Here is a 23,394-nt window from a genome sequence, read left to right on the forward strand (position 1 = left end):
AACTTCAAGCACAGCAGCAGGAACTTCTCGATCTTGAACAAGAGCTTCAGGGGCAAAGCCAAGAACTGCAATCCTTAAAGCATAACCTCCGGACCAAAGAACAAGAGCTGCTTGTTACCGAGCAAAAGCTCGAGGCTAAGGAGTTGGAACTACATTCTCAGACACAAGAACTTCAAGCACAGAAGCAGGAACTTCTCGGTCTTGAACAAGCGTTACAAGCACAAGGACTAGAGCTGCATTCTCTGACGCAAAACCTCCATGCACGGGAGCAGGAACTTATCGGTCTCGAACAAGAGCTTCAAACACAAGGCCAAGAACTTCAATCCCATGCTCAAAACCTGCAAACAAAAGAACAACAGCTCCAGTCCAAAGAGCTAGAACTGCATTCTCAAACGCAAGACCTCAACGTACGGGAACAAGAACTTCTCAGTCTCGAACAAGAGCTTCAGACACAAGAGCAAGACCTTCAATCCCTTGCTCATAACCTTGAGACAAAAGAACAACAGCTCCAGTCCCAAGAGCTAGAACTGCATTCTCAAACGCAAGACCTCAACGCACGGGAACAAGAACTTCTCGGTCTCGAACAAGAGCTTCAAACACAAGGCCAAGACCTTCAATCCCTTGCTCATAACCTTGAGACAAAAGAACAACAGCTCCAGTCCCAAGAGCTAGAACTGCATTCTCAAACGCAAGACCTCAACGTTCGGGAACAGGAACTTCTCAGTCTCGAACAAGAACTTCAAACACAAGGCCAAAACCTTCAATTCCTTGGTCAAAACCTACAAGCGAAAGAGCAACAGCTCCAGTCCAAAGAGCTAGAACTGCATTCTCTGACGCAAGACCTCCATGTACGGGAGCAGGAACTTCACGTTCTCGAACAAGAGCTTCAAACACAAGGCCAAAACCTTCAATCCCTTGCTCATAACCTTGAGACAAAAGAACAACAGCTCCAGTCCAAAGAACTAGAACTACATTCTCAAACGCAAGACCTAAACGTACGGGAACAGGAACTTCTCAGTCTCGAACAAGAGCTTCAAACACAAGGCCAAGAACTTCAATCCCTAGCTCAAAACCTCCAGACGCAAGAAGAACAGCTCCAGTCCAAAGAGCTAGAGCTACATTCCCAGGCGAAAAACCTTCAAGCACGGGAGCAGGACCTTCTCGATCATGAGCAAAAACTCGAGGCTAAGGGGTTAGAGCTGCATTCTCTCGCGCAAGACCTCCATGCACGGGAACAGGACCTTCACGTTCTCCAACAAGAGCTCCAGACGCAAGAGGACCAACTCACGTCCAAAGCGTTAGAGCTGCATTCCCAGACGCAAGACCTCAACGCACGTGAGCAGGAACTTCTCCATTTTGAGCAAGAGCTCCAAGTACAAGGGCAAGAACTGCAAACGCAAGCAGATAACCAGCAAACAAAAGAACAAGAACTAACAATCCTCGAACAAGGGCTTAAAGCCCGGGGGCAAGACCTTCTCACCCAGACGCAATACCTTCAAGCGCGAGAGCAGGATCTTTTCACCCTTGAGCAAGAGCTGCAAGCGCGCGGGCAAGAACTTCATACTCAAAATCATAACCTCCAGACAAAAGAACAAAAGCTGCTTACTTTCGAACAAGAGCTTCAGGCACGAGATCAAGAACTTCTCGCACATTCGCGAGACCTCCAAGCTCGGGAAGAAGAACTAAATGGTTTTGAAAAAGATTTGCAGGCGCAAAGAAAAGAGCTACAAGCTCATGCGCAGGCGTTGCAGGTTCAAGAACAAGAGCTCAAGACCCATGAACAGGGGCTTCGCGATTGGGAGCAAGCCAACCTCTCTCAGGAGCAAGCACTTCTGGCTCAGACCCAGGAACTACAGGTCCAGGAACAAGGCCTTCTATCCCGAGAGCAAGCGCTGCAACTTCGCGGGCAGGAGCTTCTCTCTCAGGAGCAGAAGATCCACTCCCACGAGCAAGAGTTACTCACGCTTAAGCAAGAGCTGAACGCGCGAGATCAAGAGCTACAGAACCAAGAGCAGGAGCTACAGGCTCAAGGGCATACCCTACACAATCGTGAACAGGAGTTGTTCACTCGGGAGCAAGAGCTAAACACACTGGAACAGGCCCTCCTCTCTAAGGAAGAAGAAATCCAAGTCCAAAGGCAAGAGTTGCAAACCCGGGAGCAGGAGCTACAAGTGCAGAATGAAGATAGATACACCCGAGAGCAAGAGCTCGAAGCGCAAAAACAGGATTTACGCACGAAAGAGCAAGAGCTGGAAGCCACCCGCCACGAGATGCTACAAAAAGCAATAGATCTTGAACAAAGTTGGACAATAAAACACGAAGAAACTTCTCAACAATTAACGGAAGCTCTGCTTGAGCTCGAAGCAGCCCGGTTAACGAAAAATCAACTCGTCGCTGACTATAAAAAGCTGTCCGAATCGCATTCCCTGCATGAGCAGGAATTGCAGCAAAGTATCCAAAACCGCGATGAAGAAATCCAACAAACACAAAACACCATAAAGAGTCTCCAGTCGGAGTTAAAAGAAACACAACAGCAATTAACAGAGGCCCAGGACCGTATCAAATCTTTTCAGCAACAAGCCAAGGAAACCGACGAAAAGCTCGCGAACGTCTCTCTTCAAAAAAATAAATGGAACGAAGTGCTGGAGAAAACAACCCAAAAATACGACTCTCTGTTAACGGAAAAAGAAAAAACCATTGAGCAGTTTACATCCCAGGAGCAAGTGTTGAAAAAGACGATAACCGGACTCAAAAACATGGTGAAAGAACTCCAGAACAACGAAGAAAAATACAAGCAAATCATCAAAGAATTCACGCAAAAGGAATCTCGAACCAATAAAGCCTTCAGTCACCTCCAGCAAAATGCCCAATTCCAGCCAAACACCCAATTCCAACAAAGCACGCAATTCATGCCAAGCTCCGACCCCTCCACTCAACAATTATCTTCCACACCAGTAAAAATGCAGATGCCCTATCCCAAAAATGCCAACGAATTCAACCCGTTTCGTTGAAAAAGTGAAAATGTGCGAGCGCCGTTACCATGTCAATCTATCCTGAATACAACATAATACAGTCCAGAAAGGGAGGAAAAACCATGACACCTGAACAAATGCGTGCACTGTATCACCAACGTCAACAACATCAAGTCAATCCAGCCCAGCGCCCATCGAGAATGCCGCCATCGCCATTGCCAAAATCCGGTCCCGTTCATAAAGTCCAACCATCCGTCCAGACTAGAACGAGTGGAGGATGCTGCGGCAGGCGTTGGCAGGGCTAATCTTTTAGAGACCCCCTTTTCCATGACCCGTGCAGTCTGGAATGAAATCATCCGAGATTCCCTGGAGAAGAAGCCAAACGAAACGTGTGGATTGCTTTCCGGCAGAAATGGGAGTGCACAAACGGTTTGGCGAATGGAAAATACATTGAAAAGCCCGGTCGCTTTCGCCATGGATCCCAAGCAGATTCAACACGTTTTCCACAAAATGGCGTTGCGCGGGGAGCATTTGGTCGGGATCTACCACTCCCACCCTACTGCACCTCCCATTCCGTCACCTGAAGATATTGCTTACTGTCATTACCCGGAGGCCGCGTACCTCATCGTTTCGCTCGCTTCTCCACAACCAGTTCTCGGCTGTTTTCGAATTGAGGGGTCTTTTGCTCGGGTGTATCCTTATACAGTCTGTAACTAGTGGTCAAATTCACGCAAAACAAAAGAACAGTGGGAATTTACTCCCGCTGTTCTTTCTGTTTTAAAAGATCGCCATGTTCCATTGAACTGGGCAGCAACCATTCCCTTTTCTCCCAACTGACAAAATCATCTTCCCACTTTACCTGGAAGCGGTCCTCCTCAATATGAATGACCACTCCCTTTGCGCCATCCTTTACATAAACGACCAGATCGCCTACTTGTATCACCGCTCATCGCCGCCCATTACCCGAGTCTGAAGATGATTCCGTGTCCACCCTTCGGATACACCCATTTGATATTTTCGTACGGGCAACCAATGCGGCAGCTCCCACACTCGTGACATCCTTCGTAACCGACGTGCATCCGCACTTCTTCCCATTTGTATACTTCCGCAGGACAGAAGATGGTACAGAGCTTATCAGGGCATTGCGTCGCACAAACATCTGCGGAGAGCACATGCAGATGTGACTCCGTATCCGCTTTGAAGCGCACAAGGTACTGCTTCTCCTCGATTGACTGGCCCTTCGGTAGATCCTGCATCACTTCATCACCCTCCACGCATTCATCAAATCACGCGCCATTTTCCATTTGTCCTTCGCAGAGCCGAGCTCGCTCCAAATTTTCTTCTGCTTACTCCATTTTGAGCTGCCATCAACCGTGAACATTTGACTCGCTGCTTTGTTCATCATCGGAATATACTGTTCGAAATACTGCGGGAATTTTTCAAAGTGATGCGTTGCGTCCTTGTACTTTTTCAAGTCTTGACCGACAAAGCTGTTCAATAGATTGATTCGGTATCCGTCGAGCATTTTTTCGGAATAGTCCCCTGCCTCTTTTGCCGCCAGAATCGTTTCCGCTGCCATGACACCAGATGCCATTGCCATATTCGATCCCTCTCGATGGATCGCATTGACGAGCTGGGCAGCATCTCCGACGACAAGAACACCATTGCCGACAATTTTGGGAATGGAACGATATCCGCCCTCGGGAATTAGGTGCGCCAAGTACTCCTGCTGCTCACAGCCTTGAATATACGGTCGAATCATCGGGTGATTCTTTACATAGTCCAACAACTCATAAGGCTTGATCTTGTTTTTGATCAGACCTGAGAGCATCGTCCCTACCCCAATGTTCAAGCTGTCCTTATTCGTATACAACCACGCCGTCCCCAAAATCCCTTTGGTCGAATCCCCGAAAATTTCAATCGTACAACCGTGATCGCCCTCTAAGTTAAAGCGATCCTCGATTATTTTGCGATCCAGCTTCAGTACTTCCATGACAGCGAGCGCTACCTCATCTGGGCGAAACTCTTTGTGGAAACCTAACGATTTCGCCAGCAAGGAGTTGACGCCGTCTGCCAGAACGACAACATCTGCGTATAGATCCCCATCCGGTCGATCTGTTTTGACACCGACTACCTTGCCATTTTCAACGATGCACTGCAAAGCGACGGTCTCATTGAGTAAAAGTGCTCCCTGCTGCACGGCTTTATCTGCAAACCATTGGTCAAATTTCGCCCGCAGCACCGTGAAATTGTTATAGGGTTCCTGGGCCCACTCCATGCCTTTATAACTGAAATTGATGGCTGATTCCTTATCGAGCATCATGAACCGCTGCTCGACGATCGGCCGTTCAACAGGCGCCTCCTTGTAAAATTCGGGAATGATGTCTTCCATCGTTTTGCGATACAAAACACCTCCCATGACGTTTTTGGAACCCGGATATTCCCCGCGTTCCATCAACAAAACATTTACGCCCGCTTTGGCAAGTGTATAAGCACAAGCTGTTCCAGCCGGACCTGCTCCGACAATGATTACATCAAATTTCTCAGCCATACGTTACCTCCTTGTCCGGCTCCTTTTGGAAAGCTTCAATGAGCAATGGCACAATTTCAAAAGCATCACCGACAATACCGTAGTGACAAGACTGGAAGATGAGGGCATTCGGATCTTTATTGATGGCAATGATCATTCCCGAGTTGCGCATGCCGACCAAATGCTGGATAGCTCCCGATATGCCGATGGCAAAGTAAATTTTTGGTGTGACAGTTACTCCCGTCTGTCCGACCTGATGATCATGACCGATCCAGCCTGCTTCCACCGCATCTCTGCTGGCCCCGACAGTTGCCCCGATTCGTTCTGCGAAACGATGAATAAGCGCAAAGCCTTCCTTGCTTCCGAGTCCCTTGCCACCAGCGACGATCACATCAGCCTCATCCAGCCGCACCTTTTCCTTCGTCTCCCGGACGATTTTCAGCACTTTTGTGCGAATGTCTTCTTCACGCAGCTCCATGCTTTCATCAATGATTTCTCCTGTACGTGACTCGTCTGGCTCTAGCGCTTTCATGACTTTCGGGCGAACAGTCGCCATTTGCGGTCGATGTTTTTTGCACAAAATCGTCGCCATGATGTTACCGCCAAACGCTGGACGGCTGGCCTCCAATAAGCCTGTCTCCGCGTTTACATCGAGCATGGTTGTGTCAGCGGTCAGCCCTGTCTCCAAGTCCGTCGCGACAGCGCTCGCCAAATCTTTTCCGGTTGAAGTCGCCCCGTACAAGATGATTTCCGGCTTGTGCTTTTGAACACATTCGATGACTGCTCGCATGTAGGACTCTGTTCGGTAATCATGAAAAATCTTGTGATCGTATACATACACTTGGTCCGCACCGTATGGAAACGCCGTGTGGGCCAACTCCTTGATTCCATCTCCGATTAACAAGCCAGCAAGCGGCACGTCTCGCTTGTCAGCCATTTGTCTACCCGCCCCCAGCAGCTCGAGTGATACAGGGGCGATACGGCCGTCACTCACCTCTAAAAACACCCAGATGCCACGAAAATCATCCAGATTCATATCTGCTCCTCCTTCACCCGAAACAGTCGCTGTTTATCGTGCAAAATTTCCATCAAGCGCGCGATTTGCTCGCTGGCGCTTCCTTCGAGCATTTCGCCACCCTTTGGCTTCTCTGGGGGCCAAACTTTTGCAACAATGGTAGGAGATCCCTTCAGACCTAACTGCGTCCGATCGATATCCCCCAAGTCATCGACGGACCAGATAACAGGCTGATATCTAGCAGCTCGAAGCATGTTGGGCAGTGGAGAATAAGGTACCTCGTTAATCTCCTTCTCCACGGAAAACAAACAAGGCAAGGTCGACTGAATGACTTCATACCCATCCTCCAGCTTTCGATGCACGATGGCGTAACCTTGTTCTTTGTTTATCTCCACTACTTTTTTCACACACGTAAGCGGTGGAATATCCAACCTTCTGGCGACACCTGGTCCGACTTGTCCCGTATCACCGTCGATGGTCATCTTCCCGCAAATGACGAGGTCGACTGGCTGGCTTTCTGCAATCTTCTCAATGGCTTTGGTAATGGCATAGCTGGTTGCCAATGTGTCTGCTCCGGCAAATGCACGATCCGTTACCAGATAGCCGGCGTCTGCTCCGATCTCGATACATTTCCGAATGGCCTTCACCGCTGGCGGTGGTCCCATGGTAACGACGGAGACCACACCCCCATATCGATTTTTCAAACGAACGGCTTCCTCCACCGCATGTGCATCATACGGGTTGAGAATGGCTGGCGCACTGGCGCGGTCCATCGTATTCGTCTTCGGATTCATCTTGATGATTTTGGTGTCCGGCACCTGCTTAATGCAAGCAACAATATGCAGCATGATTGATCCCCCCTTGCTGCCGGGCGCGATACCTATGCCTGTACAAAAGGTTGCCTTTCTTACGCGCAATCAGATCAGGCAGCTTGTCGTTCATTGTTATAGCCTATTTCGATGCAACCGAGCTTAGACCAGTAATCATAGAAACGAAAAAGACGCCAAACATCAGCTTCGCGCTGTGTGGCGTCTTTTGGCTTATTCATTAATCTTTATCAATGGAGAACTCAATCGTAGCATCCGTAAACTTCTTGGAAACTCTTTTCAGTTTGATTTCCAAACCGATTTGCGGCAGGATTTTACCGACTTCCGGCACTTCCGGCATCGAGTAATCATCACTGTCTTCAAACTCAGTGACGCCATCCAACGGCTCGTATTCCATAGTTCCAAAAATGTAATCCAGATCCATTCCAGATGTATCGTTCGGGCTAAACGCAGCATCGTTCACTTGGTAACGGGAATCTGCGATTGCCTTTTTGTTACCTTCATCATTGTTCCAGTAACGTACTTCCTGATGGGCATCTACTACACCGAGCATGCCGTAGCCTGGATGCAGGCTTGTATTGTTGTCACGGGATCTTTCGTAACGACCATCAAAGTACCAGATGACCATACCTGGATCATACGTGAAGAAGGAGTCGTTGCGACGGAAATGCTTCAATCCAGCGTCAATTCCTTCGTGAGAGCGCAGCTCAACCAGGTAGTACGCATCGTACATTTTTCCTTTTCCATCGAAGTGAGAGAAGCCATCCAATTTGAACTTCTTCTCACCCTCTGCGTCATCTGCGAAGATGACTTGTCCATCTGCCTCTACTTCGAAGTTATCCAAATAGAAGCCATCCATCACGAATGCGACATCCGTCACATAGTTAAACTCAACTTGTACCTTTTTACCGACGAACTCGTTCAGGCTGATTTCTTCTTTGTCCCAGCCTTTGGTTACGTCATCGTATTTTTGAACTTCTTTTTTCTCGCCTGTATCCGTATCGATTACATTGACGTACACGTAGTCATAGCCTTCCTCAATGCTTCTCCACGAATCGAATTTCATCGTTGCGGAGCTGGCCCCTGTTAAATCGATCACATCAGACGTCATTTTTGTATTCAGCTTGTTGCCTTCATCCGAGAAGTACGCGTATCCGCCATCTTTTGGCTCAACTGGAGGTTTCTTTTCGACCTTAGGCATGTTCAGCTTGATGACCTTGCCGTCCTTCTCAAGGCTACTCGCATCAATGAGTCGAAGGCTTCTCTTGCGCTTCTCTACATCCTTGTAGTCCAGCACGTACGGTTTAATCCAGTTTCCGCCGAACATTTGCTGCAGAACCATTTTGGACCAAGGATCAAGGCCAGTAGGTTCTGTTTGGAAAACCTTACCTGTGTGGCTACCAGACGACATGAGAGACCAAGCCCCTACTGGCGAATCTTTTCCGCCTCTTGTCGTGTCATACAAGTCTGGCAAACCGAGATTGTGTCCGTATTCGTGAGTGAATACACCTGGTGCGCCATCTTCTGGCTGGATCATGTAATCAAACGCTTTGAGGCTTGTGCCTGGAATATCCACTGGTTTTTTCAAGGTCCAACGGTGAGACCAGATCGCATCTGGGTCTTCCCCTGTCTCTTCTCCAATCCCTGCATGAACGAGCATGAGGTTGTCCAGATTGCCATCCGGCTCCATCAGGTCTCCATCACCATCGATATCATACGGATCGCGCTGATCGTACAATTCCTCTTTCCCAGCAATGGATTCCCCAACTGCCTCAAGCGTCTCGATTACCAAATCGCGCGGATTGGAATCGTCACCGGCTTTCGAGTTTTCTCCATAATATTTGTAGCTATTCTCTGCCATTTGCCATGGCGTTACCACACCATCAACCGTCCATGTTTTTCCCGATTGCAGATAGAAGTATTTCGCCATCGTTGTCATGCTGGTTCCTTCAGGAGTTTCGTACCCCTTCTGATCAAACAGCATCTCTTTATAATGCTTTTCGTTAAAGTCTTTCGTCCAAAGCGAGTCACTCACTTTTGGTAGCTCGTTATGCTCACGGTCAGGGAACTCCACAAGAGCGACAACGATGTTATCGGTATGTAGTCGTTTGGAAGAGCGCAATTCATCGCCTTCCTCCATCTCTGCCACTTTCTGGGCTGCCTTCGCCAATGCTGCCTGCTGCCCTCTGCTCGCTTCCCTACCATAAGAGCTCGATTCGTCAACGCCGTGCGGTACTTTTTTGTCTTCCAAGTACTCGAGCAACGCCTCATCAATCTCTTCCTGATCGGCATCTTCATCAATGATTCCTTGCTCCATTAACCCTTTAATCAATCGCTCCAGGTTAACAGTGGACAAGTCTACATGCAGATCATGCTTGTCCTCTTTTGATTTGGCCAAACCCGTCGCAGGTGCAGCCACGAAAGTACTGAGCACGAGTGAGGAGGAAAATAAAACGGATAAGAGCTTCTTGCCTTTCTTCACTACGGTTCACCCTCTTTTTCTATCTATTTGTGATGCATCGGAAAAATCAAACCCCCAATTCCGACTATTCATAATTATTGCGTGATACGTAATTTTTGCCAAATTCTTTCCTTCGACAAAAAATACTTCCCGTTCAAAAGAAATTTCTCACTAAGGCTATTGAACTAGTTACAATACGTGCCGAATTTTCGGCTAATCATTTATTCACAGGGTATCAGTTCGATATATTACCATTGTGTCTACCTTCTAAAGACCCATAGAATTTTAGCGAATTTTGTCGAAAATACTCGATATTTTTCTATCATATATTCCTTTTGCCCCCCTCTCTTTCTTGCAAAACAACTCAATTATCGGTACGATCGAATAAAAATGCTCGTGTTTTCCATGGAGGATTTTGATGCTGCAAACATTTGGTTTTTCTCTGTATGAGAGTAAAGTTTATGAAGCGTTGGCGTCTAGCGGCGAGCCTCTCGATGCAGCAATGGCCGTAAAGCATTCGGGGGTGCCAAAGGCAAAGATTTATGAGGTGTTGAATCGTCTGGTCGAAAAGGGGATAGTCCTTGACACCATATCTGAAAAGAAAAAGCGGTATACAGCCCTTCCTTTGGACAGCCTGGTAGAAAAGCTGACCCGTCAATTCCAGACGGACGTCAAAAAATTGACCAGCTCCCTTTCTCATAAAACCGTACGCGATGACCGGGTCTGGAGCTTGAAGGTTGACGAATCGATCCGCGCGGAATGCAAACAATTGATCCAACGAGCAACACGGTCTATTCGCATCTCTGCCTGGTCGGATGATTTTTTGGAGTATGTACCCCTATTGGAGATGAAAGAAAAAGAAGGAGTGGAGATCGAAGCCTTGGTCATCGGGCAGATTAACACCAAGCTTTCCTGTGTTCATTCCTTTATCCCTGTGCAAGAGCATCAAGGCTTGGAACGCTATCAGCTCATCGTAGTGGACCAGGATGAAATGATTTTTGCAGGTGAGGAGGACACGGGCTGGCATGCGATCAAGACACGCGGTCAACCGTTCGTCAAATTTTTTGCCGATTCTTTTTACCATGATGTCGCGCTGACAAAAATCACCCAAAAATATGTGGATCAACTGTTTGACGATGAAGAAATCCGCAAGATGATCATCCGCCTCCGATACTGACAATACGTGGACTTTGGCTATTGGCCAGAGTCTTTTTTATTTGTATGGAGAATTTTCTAGTTGCACACGATAAAAAAGGTTACTATTATGGTAGTAACCTTTTTACTTGAGAGGAGCTATTGTTTTGAATCCACGTGTCTTCATCTTAGCGATTGCTACCTTTGTTGTAGGTACGGTGGAATTGATTATCGGTGGTACGCTTGATCTGATTGCTCGTGATCTTCAGGTATCGATTAGCGCCGCCGGACAATTGATCACCATATTCTCGCTTGCATTTGCCATTGCCGCTCCTCTGCTCCTGCATGTTACGAGGCGTGTCGAGCGCAAAAAGCTATACTTGTATGCATTAGCGGCCTTTTTCCTGAGTAATGTGCTCGCGGCACTTAGTCCGAGCTACGCTGTATTAATGGCGGCACGCATCTTGAGCGCAGCAAGTAGTTCCATCCTGATTGTGCTGTCGATTACTATTGCGACGAGTCTTGTAGAACCTGCATATCGCGGCCGTGCCATTGGCGTTATTTTCATGGGGATTAGCGGTTCGCTCGTACTCGGCGTCCCTGTCGGATTGGCGCTGGGGAATGCCTTCGGCTGGCGTGCCCCGTTTTGGTTAATTGCGGCTCTTAGTATCGTTGCGATGATTTTTATCCTCTTGTTTTTGCCAAAAGTTCAAACTGCACCGCCAATTCCGTTACGTGATCAAATGTCTACCCTCCGTAGCGGCAAGCTATTCAGCGCATTGTTCATCGTCTTGTTAATGCTGACAGGTCACTTGACGCTGTATGCATACTTTACCCCTTATCTGCAAACGACGATGAATGTAGACGCAACGACACTGAGCTGGATGTATCTCGTGTTCGGAATTGCTGCCGTTGCAGGCGGTGGTATTGGCGGTTGGATCGCAGACAAATGGGGAGCAACCAAAAGCATTCTGTTCATCATTCCCGTGTTTGGCTTGATCATGTGTGTCTTGCCGTTTTTTACAGGCTCGCTTTATTTGTTCTTGCCGATCATGGTAATCTGGAGTGCGCTTAGCTGGGCCATTTCGCCAGCACAGCAAAACTATTTGATCTCCTGCTCACCTGCTACCGCAGACATTCAATTAAGCTTGAATACTTCTGCCCAGCATTTAGGTATCGCCCTTGGTTCTCTAGCTGGCGGTCTCGTCGTCGAGCGGTCTTCCGTCATCTACACGCCTTGGGTTGGAGCTGTGTTTGTCCTGATTTCATTCGGATTTGCCTTCTACTCGATCTCACGTCCATTTCAAGCACAGGAAAGCCAAGTAGTGCAACCTGCGCCAGAACACCATGCATAGAGACTCGCAAAAGCAAAAAGCCGTCAAATCGTTGACGGCTTTTTCTTATCATCCTAGAATCGTTTTCGTTATGAGCCTATTTCACTGGCAACCGGACGGTAAATCTCGTGATTCCCCGCTCGGACCAAACCTCAATTTTCCCCTTGTACTTGTGCACAACTGCATCTACAATCGTCAGACCCGTTCCACGCGAGCCACATTTTTTCTCTGTTTTCGTTGTATAGCCATTCTCAAAAATACGTGTACGTTGTTCTGTGGATATTTCCGGTCCTGTATTTTCAACTCGGAAAATAATGTGTTCTTCATCACAGCAAAAATAAATGCTGACTCGTTTTTCCCCATCCGCTAACTCCGCCGCTTCAATCGCATTATCAATAAGATTCGATAAAATTTTGATCAGATCAGTGGACGGAATGTTATCGATTGGATCAGAACATTCTTCAAATTGCATCACGATTTGTTTGGATTTAGCCTGCTCCCATTTGGTGTGAAGCAATACCATTAAAGCAGGATTCGCAAACCTCACGGTGAGGTCCAAAAGCTTGGTTTCTTTCAGCAACGACTGCACGTAATCTCGTGCTTTTGGATAATATCCGCATTCGATCAAACCGTAGAGCACCTGCATGTGATTGACGAAATCATGACGGATGGAGCGCATCGAACAAATGACTGAGCGCAATTCATCCTGGTAGGTTTCTTCCGTCTCGCCAACTGCTGCCTTGATGGCGCGTTGGTACCAGCGTTCCATGCACAGAACCAGGAAGATCAGTACGACGACAAACAAACCTTGGACCGCAAAAACAGGAATGCTGCTACGAACGACATCATTTCCAATATCCTCGACGATGGCTACGTCCGTATCTACTCCGATGATTCCGATGATTCTTCCTTCTCTATCTCTAAGCGGCGCGCCCGCAGACATGTAGACCCCGTAATCTGGATCTCTGATAATATCTGAGTAGTACGCTGATGATCCTTTGTAAATCATTTGAATGTGCTCAGGAGATAGAACAATAGGCATACCGATATCAAAATTTTGCTGCGCATTTGGAGGCCTTGCGACGATCATCGCGCGACCACTCTGCCTGTCTTCATTGACTTGAATCGTGTATAAATACAGAAGACCGAATTGCTCACGCGCTTGATTCAATTGCTGTTCGATTCGTTCATAGGCGGGGGTCTCTTTTACCGGATTTCGTAAAAACTCCTGATACGCGTCAACATCTAGACTGTCTGCTACTGTAGAAGCAGCTTTCATGCTTTGATTCGCAATAGAGAGTCGGACGGATTGAATCGTATTGAAATAGGAAATCGCGATGCTTACACAAGTCAAGATCAAAACAAGGATACCAGAAACGAGCATAATGATTAGTACTCTAGGATTTTTTGGTTGTGTTGGACTCGTCATAATCTCCTCAATCCATCTGTTCAAAAAGTCGTCTTTTGATTACGCAGTTGTACTAAAAACACGACTTTTTAAACATGTCTCTCTAATATTCTAGAGATTTCTACTGGAAATGTCTACATAATATGAATGTAGCTTCATTATAGTTCTCGAAATCATACATTGAATTATGATTCGGAATATTTTTATAATAAGGCGAATACGAAATACCAATCTCTTTCCCTAGGAAAAAGGAGTGGGTTCGATGGAAGAAAAATGGTTTGCCCGACTGCAAGAGATTTATCCAGAGCTTGTTACATTCAGACGTGATTTGCATATGTATCCCGAGCTTTCCTTTCAGGAGGAAAACACAGCGAAGAAAGTAGCGGACAAGCTGGCTTCTTTTGGTATAGAAGTACAAACCGGTGTCGGCGGCATGGGTGTTGTCGGTCTCCTGAGGGGTGGAAAGCCAGGAAAAACAGTTGCGTTGCGCGCTGACTTCGATGCCTTGCCCATCCAAGATGAAAAAGAAGTACCTTATAAGTCCCGCATTCCTGGCGTCATGCACGCTTGCGGTCATGACATACATACCTCCGGACTTTTGGGAGTTGCACAAGTGTTGAGCGAGTTCCGTGACGAGCTCCCAGGAAATGTGGTATTCCTGCATCAGTTCGCGGAAGAGCTGCCACCTGGTGGCGCCAAAGCCATGATAGAGGCGGGTTGCCTCGAAGGTGTCGATGTCGTGTATGGCGCTCACGTGGCCTCCGAGCTTCCAGTAGGCACTGTCGGGATCGGTCATGGCTACATTACGGCAGCAGCAGACAGCTTCGAGATCGTCTTGTACGGAAAAGGCGGGCACGGTGCTTATCCGCATACCTCCGTTGATCCAATCGTCTTGGGCAGTCAGGTTGTCATGAATTTGCAGCAGATTGCCAGCCGTCAGGTAGATCCGCTGAAACAAGTCGTTCTGTCTGTTTGCTCCTTCGTTGGCGGGGGAGAAGCGTTCAACGTCATTCCTGATCAAGTGAGGCTCAAGGGAACCGTCCGCACGTATGACGAGGAAGTGAGAGTCGCGGTCGAGCAATCTCTGAAACGCATCGTGGAAGCCAGCTGCCAGGCCGTAGGCGCTACGTGCGAAATCATGTATCAACGCGGTTACCCAGCTACTTGGAACGATGAGACAGAGACTCCGCTATTTGTAGCAGAAGCCAAACGTATTTTTGGTGAGGAACGCGTATTGAAAATCCCACCTGGCATGGGCGGAGAGGATTTTGCTTACTTTGCCCAAGAACGCCCCGCTACCTTCTTCATGGTCGGTGGACGCAACCCGGAGATTCAGGCGACGTATCCGCATCATCATCCCAAATTCGATGTCGATGAGCGCTCCATGATTCAAACCGGTCAGTTATTCATTGCAGCGTTGCTTGCCTATCAGGCACGTCATCAATAAGCGAACAAAGTTGAAAGGCAAGGGCCTCAAGCTCCTTGCCTTTTTTCTACCGCCATATTCACACCTCGTGTCCAACAATCCAGTCCAATCTTCTGCTCTGGGTACGGGCAGGAATTGTTTTTAGCATAAAATGACGAGCCGCGATGGCCAGCGGATTTTCCCATTAGGTGACTGCTCCCATCAGGCGGGAACCTTTCACAATAGCATTCGCCCGCTTCTTCCGTAGCTCTTCATACATGCGCAAAGCGTGGGCCGAGTCCGTGTCGGCATCTGCCAAGCATCTGGCCAGCACGAGTGCGTCTTCCATTCCCTGCCCCGCCCCTTGCCCCAGATTCGGCAGCATCGGATGTGCCGCATCGCCTACTAATGTAACCCGACCCTCACTCCATCTCCTGAGTGGTGCACGGTCATAAATATCATGCCGCAAGATAGCTGCATCCTCTGTCGCCTCAATCACTGCACGTACTGGCTCATACCAGCCGTCGAGTCTACGCAACGTCTCTTGCTTCCGCCCCATCGGCCCATCTTTTTCTCCCTCAGGTGCATTAATGGCGGCAAACCAATGAATTCGATTGTTGCCGATATGAGAAAATCCGAACCGAATCCCCCTGCCCCATGCTTCAAAGCCGCCTCCTGATTCCAGTGGATAACGAGGGTCTTGATAGGTAGCAATTCCGCGAATCGCCGTGTACCCGGAGTATCTCATTGACTCTTCACCGAACAGGCTCTTCCGTACACGAGAGTGAATCCCGTCCGCTCCGATCAGAATCGCCCCACGAGTACGTGAACCATCTGCAAAAGCGGCATGAACCCTTTGCTCTTCTTGCGAAAAAGATATGAGCTGCTTGCCTGGAACCAATTCATATGTCGAGATTTTCGCTAAAAGAGTCTGCTGTAGATCAGCCCGATGAATCAAGTAGCTGTCAGCCCCGTACCGTTTTGCTTGCTCCGCGACAGGCAGCTCGACTAACAAATTTCCCTTCCAGTCGCGAATCCTTGCTGAACGGACGGCTGCCCCTAGCTCGCGTACTTCCTGTCCAACTCCCAGCTTATCCAATGCCTTCATCGCATTGGCAGCCAAAACGATTCCAGCACCGATGCCTTTATGCTCCTTTGCCTGCTCGTAAAGCGTCACTTGCCAACCCTTTTGCTTCAAGGCAAGCGCTGATGCTAGCCCGCTCAAGCCTGCCCCGATAATCAGCGCATGTTTTTCGTTGCTCATCGCCTTTTCTCCTAATTAGAAAAGATTCATACTCAAATACCGCTCCCCCGTGTCAGGCGCAATGCACACGACCCGCTTACCCACTCCCAGTCTTTTGGCAATCGTGATGGCAGCAAAGACCGAGGCACCCGATGAAGGGCCGACGAGAATCCCTTCCAACGCTGCAAGCTGCCGCATGCTTTGCAGGGCGTCTTCGTCTGCAATTTGTATAATTTCATTATAAATGCTTGTATTGAGGATTTGTGGAACAAAACCAGGGCTCGTGCCGACCAGTTTATGTGGTCCAGGCTTTCCACCAGACAAAACCGGGGACCCTTTTGGTTCGACGACAGCGATATACAGCTCCGGGAGCTTCTCCCGCAATGCTTCGCCTGTCCCTGTAATCGTTCCACCCGTTCCGGCTGTGGCGACAAACGCATCCAGTCGACCATTCGTTTGCGCAAAAATTTCCTTTGCTGTCGTCGTTCGATGGATGTCTGGGTTCGCCTGATTCTCGAATTGCTGAGGAATAAAGCTGCGCGGAATCTCTTTTTGCAGTTCCTGCGCTTTAGCAATCGCCCCTGGCATTCTCAGCTCGCTCGGGGTCAATACAACCTCTGCCCCATACGCTTTCAATATATTGATCCGTTCCTTCGACATATTGTCAGGCATAACCAAAATCGCGCGATAGCCTTTTGCAGCGGCATTCATCGCCAAGCCGATGCCCGTATTGCCGCTCGTCGGCTCTATGATCGTATCCCCCGGTTGGATTAGTCCCGCTTGCTCAGCCGTCAAAATCAGATTGTAGGCAGCGCGGTCCTTCACACTTCCGGACGGATTGAATTTCTCCAGCTTCACAAAAACTTCTGCTGCTCCTTCAGGAACCATGCGCCTCAGTCGAACAATCGGCGTATTTCCAATCAATTCGGTAATGTTCTGGTAGACGCTCATCGTACTCCTCCTGGAAAATTTGCCTTATGATTATCTCTTAGTAATACTATAAGAATAATACAATTTTTCCGACCTGAAAACGATAAGGGTGCTGAAATGGGAAAAAGCTCCCGAATGAGAGCCTTGTTCCTGTCTAAAAACCATTCTTTGCTTTTGTCTGATTCAGTACATTCACCGCTTGTTGATACAGACTGTTCGCGGTTTCCTTCACTTTTGCTTGTCCGCTTTTGTCTACCGAGCCGTGGCGCTGCTTCGCCTGCGCGATGGAATCAGTCGCCGTCTTGATGGCCGCATTGATTGCTTTTTCCCGTTTCTCGGCATCCGGCACGCTCGCTTTGATTTCCGCCCAAATCGCTTGGATGTCCTTCATGTCGGTCTCCATGATGGCGATCATTTCCTGCATGTTTTTGTTTTTGTCCTGGATCGAGCCATCCATCGTGTTCATCCCATCGACCAACACCTTCATGCTGCCCAATGTTCCTTGCATGACCTCGAATTCCATCTTGCTCAAGCCTGGCTGCGTCGAATAGGTACGAATCTCTTCCAACAGTCTTTGCAGCTCTGCTATTTGATCATTGGAAAACTGCGCTTCATCCGTAAATTGCAGCTCGTCCAAATACTTTGCCGTTTCGATCAGATCAGCCTCTAGCTTCCCTGTCTTTTCTACTTTTTTGGCGAAGTCAACACGCGCTGCATCTTTGGCTCTTTGTTCTGCTACTTCTTTCTTTTTTACTTCTGCTTCCTCGTTGGTCCGCTTGGTTAGGGTCTCCAACTTGCTCTCGTACACGCTTTTGTTTGTGGCAACAAGACTTGTCTGCCCCTTATTTTCTTCCATAAGCAGTCCGTCAAATTGGAGCTCGTCACCGTTCACAGTGCCGATGATATCCTGACCAGTTGCCGGATTTTTGAGGGTTAGCTGCTCCCCATCCAGCGTTCCCTCCAGCAAGATCGACTCGGTTTTCAGAACAGGGATGCTATCTTCTGTTTCGACGATGGAATCCGTCATTTCAACGTTAACTTTCTCGTTATTCACCGTGACACTCGTGTATAGCATGCGTGTATCATCTTCGTACAAATACCCTTCCGCAAGTGTCACAGGACCAAAGAAACGATAGCCTGCGTATCCCAGCAATGCGACAATGACTAGAGCCAAGACGATCATGATGCTTTTGTTTTTTCCCTTCATGCTGCGACCCCTTTACCCACAATTTCTATTACGTTTGACCTGTTTTTCCTGCCAAAACGTACCATAGTTTTATGATACCTGAATCGCAGTGGAAAACCCTATGAGTCTAAAGGCCAAAACAAGATTAATAGAACGTATAACCAAAATCGTGACTGAAATCGAGTGTTTGATTTTCTTCGATTGTAATGAGTGAGAACTCATATTTATTCGTACCCAGACTTAACAATGTAAAGTCCTCCCAATTCCTCACGTAAGGCGTGAATATACTTGTAAAATATTCATCTACTGGCTGTCGAATGTCACGATGAGTTTTTCCCGAGACAACGATGATGTAATATTCTCCAACAGGTACATTCCCAATCTCGTAATTCCCATATCCATTTGCTTTTGCAGTATACAATCCCGACCCTTTAGGAGCTGCTTCTATCGAAATAAACAATTTCTCTTCCATATCGGTAATTGTATTTATATCAAAATCCTTCCTTATTAGAAATATCTTCGCATTCACATCCGGCTTCGTCCCAACAAAATCGTTATACTGCCACGTAATCGTCCCCTTGAGTGCCCCCTTTTGGGTAGGAAGTGCTGTTCGGGCTACCTGTTCTTCTACATTGCTTGGTTGACCTGCCGTTTCAACCGGATAAGCCGCTGGCATCGCCGAATCTGTTGCACCATTTCCCTCTGAGGAAACAGGTACAGCATTTGACTGCTGATTTGTGCCCACTTCCTGACCTGTAGACACCGGGCTAACGGGTGCAGGCTGATTCGTTTCCTTTTTTGCTACCGGTCGCGATCCTAGCAGATCATCAAGGTTTTTCCCAGATAAATAGAAAATAGCACCGCTAGCAATTCCAAGGATGATGGCAATTACCAATAAAAATGTAAGGAGTTCTTTGAAAAATCCGGGCTTCTTCGCTGCTTTTGCTGTTTTGGCCTCTGCCATGGTACCCCTCCGTCTGTCTCACTATCATGCTATGTGAAGATTTTTCCAATCAATATTTTACCAATAGATAGAATCTAGGTCTAGGCTCCTATGACTTGTACTGTACAGGGAACAGGAAAAAGCCGATGTCTCCCAAACATCGGCTTCTCGCATTTTTATTCCGTTAAACCTCAACCATTTCACGCTCGGACGGATAATACATGCCTGCAGCACCGAGCACACCTGCTTCCGCTCCGATTGTCGTCAGCTGGAGGCTCACTTGGTTTGCCATCCGAGAGATAGAGCGCTCGCGAATGACGTTCTTCGCTTCTGCAAGCAGTAGCTGTCCGTTCTTCATCACACCGCCACCAATGACAATCACCTGCGGATTGAACAGATGAATCAGATTGGTCAGTCCAACCCCGAGATAATAACCTGCTTCCTTCATCAAAGTCATGCTGAGTAAATCTCCGCGAACCGCTGCCTCTCCGACCTCTCTAGCCGTTATCCTGCTCAGGTCATTCCCATTTTCAACGAGCAACGAGCTGGTAGCACCCTGTAGAAGCTGTTCCCTGGCTCTACTTGCCAAAGCCAGCCCAGACGTGTAATTTTCCAGGCATCCTCTATTCCCGCACATGCACAGCGGTCCTTCGGGATCAAGCGAAATATGCCCGAACTCCCCGGCACTATCGCCAACACCTGTAATCAGCCGTCCTCCACTGATAATGCCAGCACCAACACCCGTACTGACTGTTACATAGATCAAGTCATTCGTGCCTCGTGCACTTCCAAACGCCCATTCTGCTACCGCTGCTGCATTGGCATCATTGATCAATTGCACGGCTACGTCAAACCGCTCCTGAAGCATTGCGCCGATCGGCACATCGCTCCAGTTTAAATTGCTCGCAAAAATGACCATTTGGCGCTGTGTATCAATTATTCCCGCAGTTGCAATCCCGATCCCGCGAATGCGAGAGAGATTGATGCCGCTATCGTCCAAGACAGTCTGCACCAAATCACCGATGCGTCCGATGACTGCCTGAGCTGCCTCTTCTGTTTGGGTCGCTGCGTTCGCCTGTCTGAGGATGTTGCCATGCTGGTCGACGATCGCGGCCATGATCTTCGTGCCGCCCAGATCAATCCCGATGGCATATGGTTTGTCTTGATTCATCTTCCGCTTCACATCCTTGCTGTCCATTCACGATTGAAAAATGGCGTCCAATGCCTGGGACGTATGCGCGATCAATTGCTCAGGCAACTGGCTGTAAGGCGAGATTTCCGGGATGATGTAGCCTTCATACCCGATCTCACGCAACGCTTCCACCACGCGGTTCCATGGAATATCGCCAGCGAGCAGCGGCACGAACCCTGTGATGTTGCCTGTCGTCGTCTTGAAATCTTTGACGTGAATCGCTTGAATTCTCTTGCCCAAAATGCGAATCCATTGCTCAGGAAAACCGAATTGCAGCACGTTGCCTACATCAAAATAAGCGCCTACCCAAGGACTGTCTACTTCATCGATCAAGCGGGCCATCTCCAATGGACTGAGCAAAAACTTGTTCCACACGTTTTCTACCCCGATGTATACCTGATGCTGCTCGGCCTTTTTCGCCAAGCGCTGCAATGCTTCACGCGCACGCTCGTAGGCCGTTTCATACGACACCTCTGCCGTCACGAGACCTGGGACGACGAGAACAGTCCGTGAGCCAAAAATGCTTGCCGCCTCTATCATTTTCTCGACAACACGGATGCCTTGTTCGCGGACCGTTTCCTCATTGTGTGTCAACGGATATTTCCATAAAAGGGCAGTAGAGACGCTTGGCAGCTCCAATCCTAGTTCGCGAGCCTCGTCCGCCAAGCCCTTCCATTCCCCCTCTGTCATCTCTAGATGAAAGGGAGCATCTCCCTCGTCCAAATTCAGTTCTACCCCTTGATAGCCATGCGCTTTCGCTTGGCGAAACATTTCTTGCACGCTCGTTTCCTTTGGGAAGCACCACGCATTGATTCCCTTTTGAAAAGCCATGTTGCTCACTCCCCTTTTCTCAAAATAGTGACAGGCTTCCCTTCTTGTGCCGATTGATTCGCTGCCAACGTTACTTCTAGCGTCTTTCTCGCTGATTCATACGGCGACAGAATCAAGCTGCGATCCCCTGACAAAATCGCTGTGATAAACGCCCGATCTTGCTCCACGTACATATCCACCGTGCTCTCTTTCGTTCGTGCTCCCTGCTCATCCATGATCGATAATTGCTTTCCGTCAATCATGACGCGGAAATCTTTGCCCAAGATTTCTACATTCGTACGATGGTCCGGCTGGATGAAGCACGTATCCAGATGTCCTAGTGCCCCTGACTCAAACACCATACTAATGGAAGTCACGTCTGGAATATCGATGTTTGGAATGTCACGCGAGACGAGCAAGGCCATCTGCGCATAGACCTTCTCGATATCTCCTGCCAAAAACCGCATCATGTCCAGTGTATGTGTCGCCTGCTCGACAAGCTGTCCACCTGACTTGCCCATTTCCCTCCACCAAGGTGTCGTGACGAACTTGGTCAAATAGTGGCCGCGGACGAGTGCAATCGACTTGTCTTCCAAGTACGCTTTTGCTTCCTGCACGATATCGAGATAGCGCAGGCAATAGCCAGTCGCGGTAATAATCCCCGCCTTTTCAATCGCTGCTTGCTTTTCGTTCACTTTTTGTATGTCCAGCCCAATTGGCTTTTCCACAAACAGATGAATGCCTTTCGCCGATGCCGTTTCCTCAATCTCTTCATGCGCAAAAGGGGGGACGCACACAAACAAAGCATCCAGCATTTCTGCCTCTACTAGCTCACGCCAAGAGGTGTAGCCATGCGCACCAATGCGCTCAGCAGTCTCTGCAACCGCCTCTTGGTTCACGTCGCATACGGCAACGACCTTTACCCTTTCGTCGGTCAACAAGCCTTTCAAATGATGCTGCCCGATTCCACCTACGCCGATCATGCCAACACGTACACTCATGCGTCCTTCACCGTCCTAGCGTAAAACGACTGGTTGCTTCTGTTCAGCGGATTGATACGCTGCGAGTGCTACTTCCACAGCTCGCAAGCCGTCTTCACCTGTAATCGACGGCGCTTTCTTTTCACGCACGCTGGTGACGAAATCCTTGACCAATTGACTGTCCATGTCATCGCCCCAGTTGACCCACTTCAAGCCTTTTTCATTGGAATAGACATCCAGCTTTTGAGAAAAAGCGTCGAGCGAGACCGTGCCTTCTGTCCCGATAATTTCCATCGTCACGTCTCCCCATGTCGGGAAGGCCTTGTTGCGAGACCAACTGCAATCGAGTGTGGCAAATACCCCATTCTCAAATTCCATGGTCAAAATGCCGCAATCATCAATCGGTGTATCGGAAAACTTGCTGTCTACCTCCGCGTAAACCTCACGGACTTCAGAGTCCATGAACCAGCGCATCAGATCAACAACGTGAACCGTGTGATCGATCACTGCACCTCCGCCGGATTTCGCCGGATCGACGAACCAACCACCAGGATTTTGTCCACGGTTCGTACCCCGGATTGCCATGATGCGTCCGACCTTTCCTTGCTCCACCAATTGCTTTGCTCGAACAACAGCCGGATGGAATCTCACTGGGAATGCTGTCTGCAAAATAACGCCCTGTTCGCGGCAAAAATCGATCATCTCTTGAGCAGCCTCTGCTGTAGTCGCCAGCGGTTTTTCGCACAATATGTGCTTGCCAGCCTTCGCTGCCGCTAACGTATGCTCTTGGTGCTTGACGTTTTCCGAGGTGACGATGACCGCATCGATATCTGTTGCGAGCAGCTCATGATAATCGGCGAAAAACGGAACGCCAAACTTTTCAGCCGCCGTCTTACCGCGTACTTCATCCTCATCTGCTACCCCGACCAATTGAACCCCATCCAACTTCGCAACCGCATTTGCGTAGCTGTATGCATGCATATGTGCAACACTGATGATTCCGAGTTTCATGTCCAGTCCCCTC

General features: G+C 48.6%; 20 protein-coding genes and 1 pseudogene. 6 read left to right on the forward strand and 15 right to left on the reverse strand.

What is annotated here, in order from left to right:
• The 3 genes from ASG16_RS20245 to ASG16_RS20250 form a co-directional block, all read left to right on the forward strand.
• Positions 1-3,011 (forward strand): coiled-coil domain-containing protein (locus ASG16_RS20245; protein WP_483296479.1); only part of this gene is annotated, 3,011 nt, incomplete at its 5' end.
• 83 nt (positions 3,012-3,094) lie between these two features.
• The gene (locus ASG16_RS31325) at positions 3,095-3,277 is read left to right on the forward strand and encodes a hypothetical protein (RefSeq protein ID WP_217366592.1); all 183 of its coding nucleotides are present in this window, start codon (positions 3,095-3,097) and stop codon (positions 3,275-3,277) included.
• Between the two features lie 22 nt (positions 3,278-3,299).
• Positions 3,300-3,689 (forward strand): M67 family metallopeptidase, encoded by a 390-nt coding sequence (locus ASG16_RS20250; protein ID WP_056497707.1) that lies wholly within the window; start codon positions 3,300-3,302, stop codon positions 3,687-3,689.
• A gap of 37 nt (positions 3,690-3,726) precedes the next feature.
• On the opposite strand, the gene ASG16_RS20255 is transcribed toward ASG16_RS20250, so the two are convergent.
• The 6 genes from ASG16_RS20255 to ASG16_RS20280 all read right to left on the reverse strand — a co-directional run bounded on the left by ASG16_RS20255 (position 3,727) and on the right by ASG16_RS20280 (position 9,826).
• Positions 3,727-3,915 carry a hypothetical protein gene (locus tag ASG16_RS20255; protein ID WP_056497709.1) on the reverse strand — a complete coding sequence of 63 codons (189 nt, stop codon included), beginning with the start codon at positions 3,913-3,915 and terminating at the stop codon, positions 3,727-3,729.
• A 16-nt stretch (positions 3,916-3,931) separates the two neighbouring features.
• Entirely contained in the window at positions 3,932-4,228 is a 297-nt protein-coding gene (locus tag ASG16_RS20260; protein ID WP_007726971.1) for a ferredoxin family protein, read from the reverse strand.
• Positions 4,228-5,523, reverse strand: coding sequence for an FAD-dependent oxidoreductase (locus tag ASG16_RS20265; protein WP_048032019.1), 1,296 nt, complete (start codon positions 5,521-5,523; stop codon positions 4,228-4,230). The genes ASG16_RS20260 and ASG16_RS20265 overlap by 1 nt, the downstream gene beginning before the upstream one ends.
• Entirely contained in the window at positions 5,516-6,538 is a 1,023-nt protein-coding gene (locus ASG16_RS20270) for an electron transfer flavoprotein subunit alpha/FixB family protein (RefSeq protein WP_056497710.1), read from the reverse strand. The genes ASG16_RS20265 and ASG16_RS20270 overlap by 8 nt, the downstream gene beginning before the upstream one ends.
• A complete protein-coding gene (locus ASG16_RS20275; RefSeq protein ID WP_048032017.1) occupies positions 6,535-7,365 on the reverse strand; it encodes an electron transfer flavoprotein subunit beta/FixA family protein in 831 nt (276 codons plus the stop codon). The genes ASG16_RS20270 and ASG16_RS20275 overlap by 4 nt, the downstream gene beginning before the upstream one ends.
• A 199-nt stretch (positions 7,366-7,564) precedes the next feature.
• Positions 7,565-9,826 carry an immune inhibitor A domain-containing protein gene (locus ASG16_RS20280; RefSeq protein WP_056497713.1) on the reverse strand — a complete coding sequence of 754 codons (2,262 nt, stop codon included), beginning with the start codon at positions 9,824-9,826 and terminating at the stop codon, positions 7,565-7,567.
• A gap of 397 nt (positions 9,827-10,223) precedes the next feature.
• On the opposite strand from ASG16_RS20280, the gene ASG16_RS20285 reads away from it, so the two are divergent.
• Both ASG16_RS20285 and ASG16_RS20290 read left to right on the forward strand, forming a co-directional pair.
• A complete protein-coding gene (locus ASG16_RS20285; protein WP_056497715.1) occupies positions 10,224-10,982 on the forward strand; it encodes a TrmB family transcriptional regulator in 759 nt (252 codons plus the stop codon).
• Positions 10,983-11,106: 124 nt separating this feature from the next.
• Positions 11,107-12,294, forward strand: coding sequence for an MFS transporter (locus ASG16_RS20290; RefSeq protein ID WP_056497716.1), 1,188 nt, complete (start codon positions 11,107-11,109; stop codon positions 12,292-12,294).
• A 76-nt stretch (positions 12,295-12,370) separates the two neighbouring features.
• Here ASG16_RS20290 and ASG16_RS20295 read toward each other — a convergent pair whose 3' ends face one another.
• Positions 12,371-13,702: an ATP-binding protein gene (locus tag ASG16_RS20295; RefSeq protein ID WP_198674249.1), complete on the reverse strand. Its 1,332-nt coding sequence runs from the start codon at positions 13,700-13,702 to the stop codon at positions 12,371-12,373.
• 241 nt (positions 13,703-13,943) lie between these two features.
• On the opposite strand from ASG16_RS20295, the gene ASG16_RS20300 reads away from it, so the two are divergent.
• On the forward strand, positions 13,944-15,128 hold the full coding sequence (locus tag ASG16_RS20300; RefSeq protein WP_056497718.1) for an amidohydrolase: 1,185 nt from the start codon (positions 13,944-13,946) through the stop codon (positions 15,126-15,128).
• A gap of 58 nt (positions 15,129-15,186) precedes the next feature.
• On the opposite strand, the pseudogene ASG16_RS20305 reads toward ASG16_RS20300, so the two are convergent.
• From ASG16_RS20305 to ASG16_RS20340, 8 genes and pseudogenes are all read right to left on the reverse strand, one after another.
• Positions 15,187-16,350, reverse strand: a pseudogene (locus ASG16_RS20305) (FAD-dependent monooxygenase).
• A 15-nt stretch (positions 16,351-16,365) separates the two neighbouring features.
• Positions 16,366-17,280, reverse strand: coding sequence for a cysteine synthase A (gene cysK, locus ASG16_RS20310; RefSeq protein ID WP_048032011.1), 915 nt, complete (start codon positions 17,278-17,280; stop codon positions 16,366-16,368).
• 133 nt (positions 17,281-17,413) lie between these two features.
• Positions 17,414-18,466: a hypothetical protein gene (locus ASG16_RS20315; protein ID WP_056497720.1), complete on the reverse strand. Its 1,053-nt coding sequence runs from the start codon at positions 18,464-18,466 to the stop codon at positions 17,414-17,416.
• Between the two features lie 124 nt (positions 18,467-18,590).
• Positions 18,591-19,409, reverse strand: a complete 819-nt coding sequence (locus ASG16_RS20320) for a hypothetical protein (RefSeq protein ID WP_056497722.1) — start codon at positions 19,407-19,409, stop codon at positions 18,591-18,593.
• 163 nt (positions 19,410-19,572) lie between these two features.
• Positions 19,573-20,559 (reverse strand): ROK family protein, encoded by a 987-nt coding sequence (locus ASG16_RS20325; RefSeq protein WP_056497724.1) that lies wholly within the window; start codon positions 20,557-20,559, stop codon positions 19,573-19,575.
• 27 nt (positions 20,560-20,586) lie between these two features.
• Positions 20,587-21,411 (reverse strand): sugar phosphate isomerase/epimerase family protein, encoded by an 825-nt coding sequence (locus ASG16_RS20330; protein WP_056497725.1) that lies wholly within the window; start codon positions 21,409-21,411, stop codon positions 20,587-20,589.
• A gap of 5 nt (positions 21,412-21,416) precedes the next feature.
• Complete coding sequence (locus tag ASG16_RS20335; protein WP_056497726.1) at positions 21,417-22,391, reverse strand: Gfo/Idh/MocA family protein; 975 nt, start codon at positions 22,389-22,391, stop codon at positions 21,417-21,419.
• Positions 22,392-22,406: 15 nt separating this feature from the next.
• Complete coding sequence (locus tag ASG16_RS20340; protein ID WP_056497728.1) at positions 22,407-23,381, reverse strand: Gfo/Idh/MocA family protein; 975 nt, start codon at positions 23,379-23,381, stop codon at positions 22,407-22,409.
• Positions 23,382-23,394 lie beyond the last annotated feature (13 nt).

The sequence above is a fragment of the Brevibacillus sp. Leaf182 genome (assembly GCF_001423865.2).
GTDB lineage: Bacteria > Bacillota > Bacilli > Brevibacillales > Brevibacillaceae > Brevibacillus > Brevibacillus brevis_C.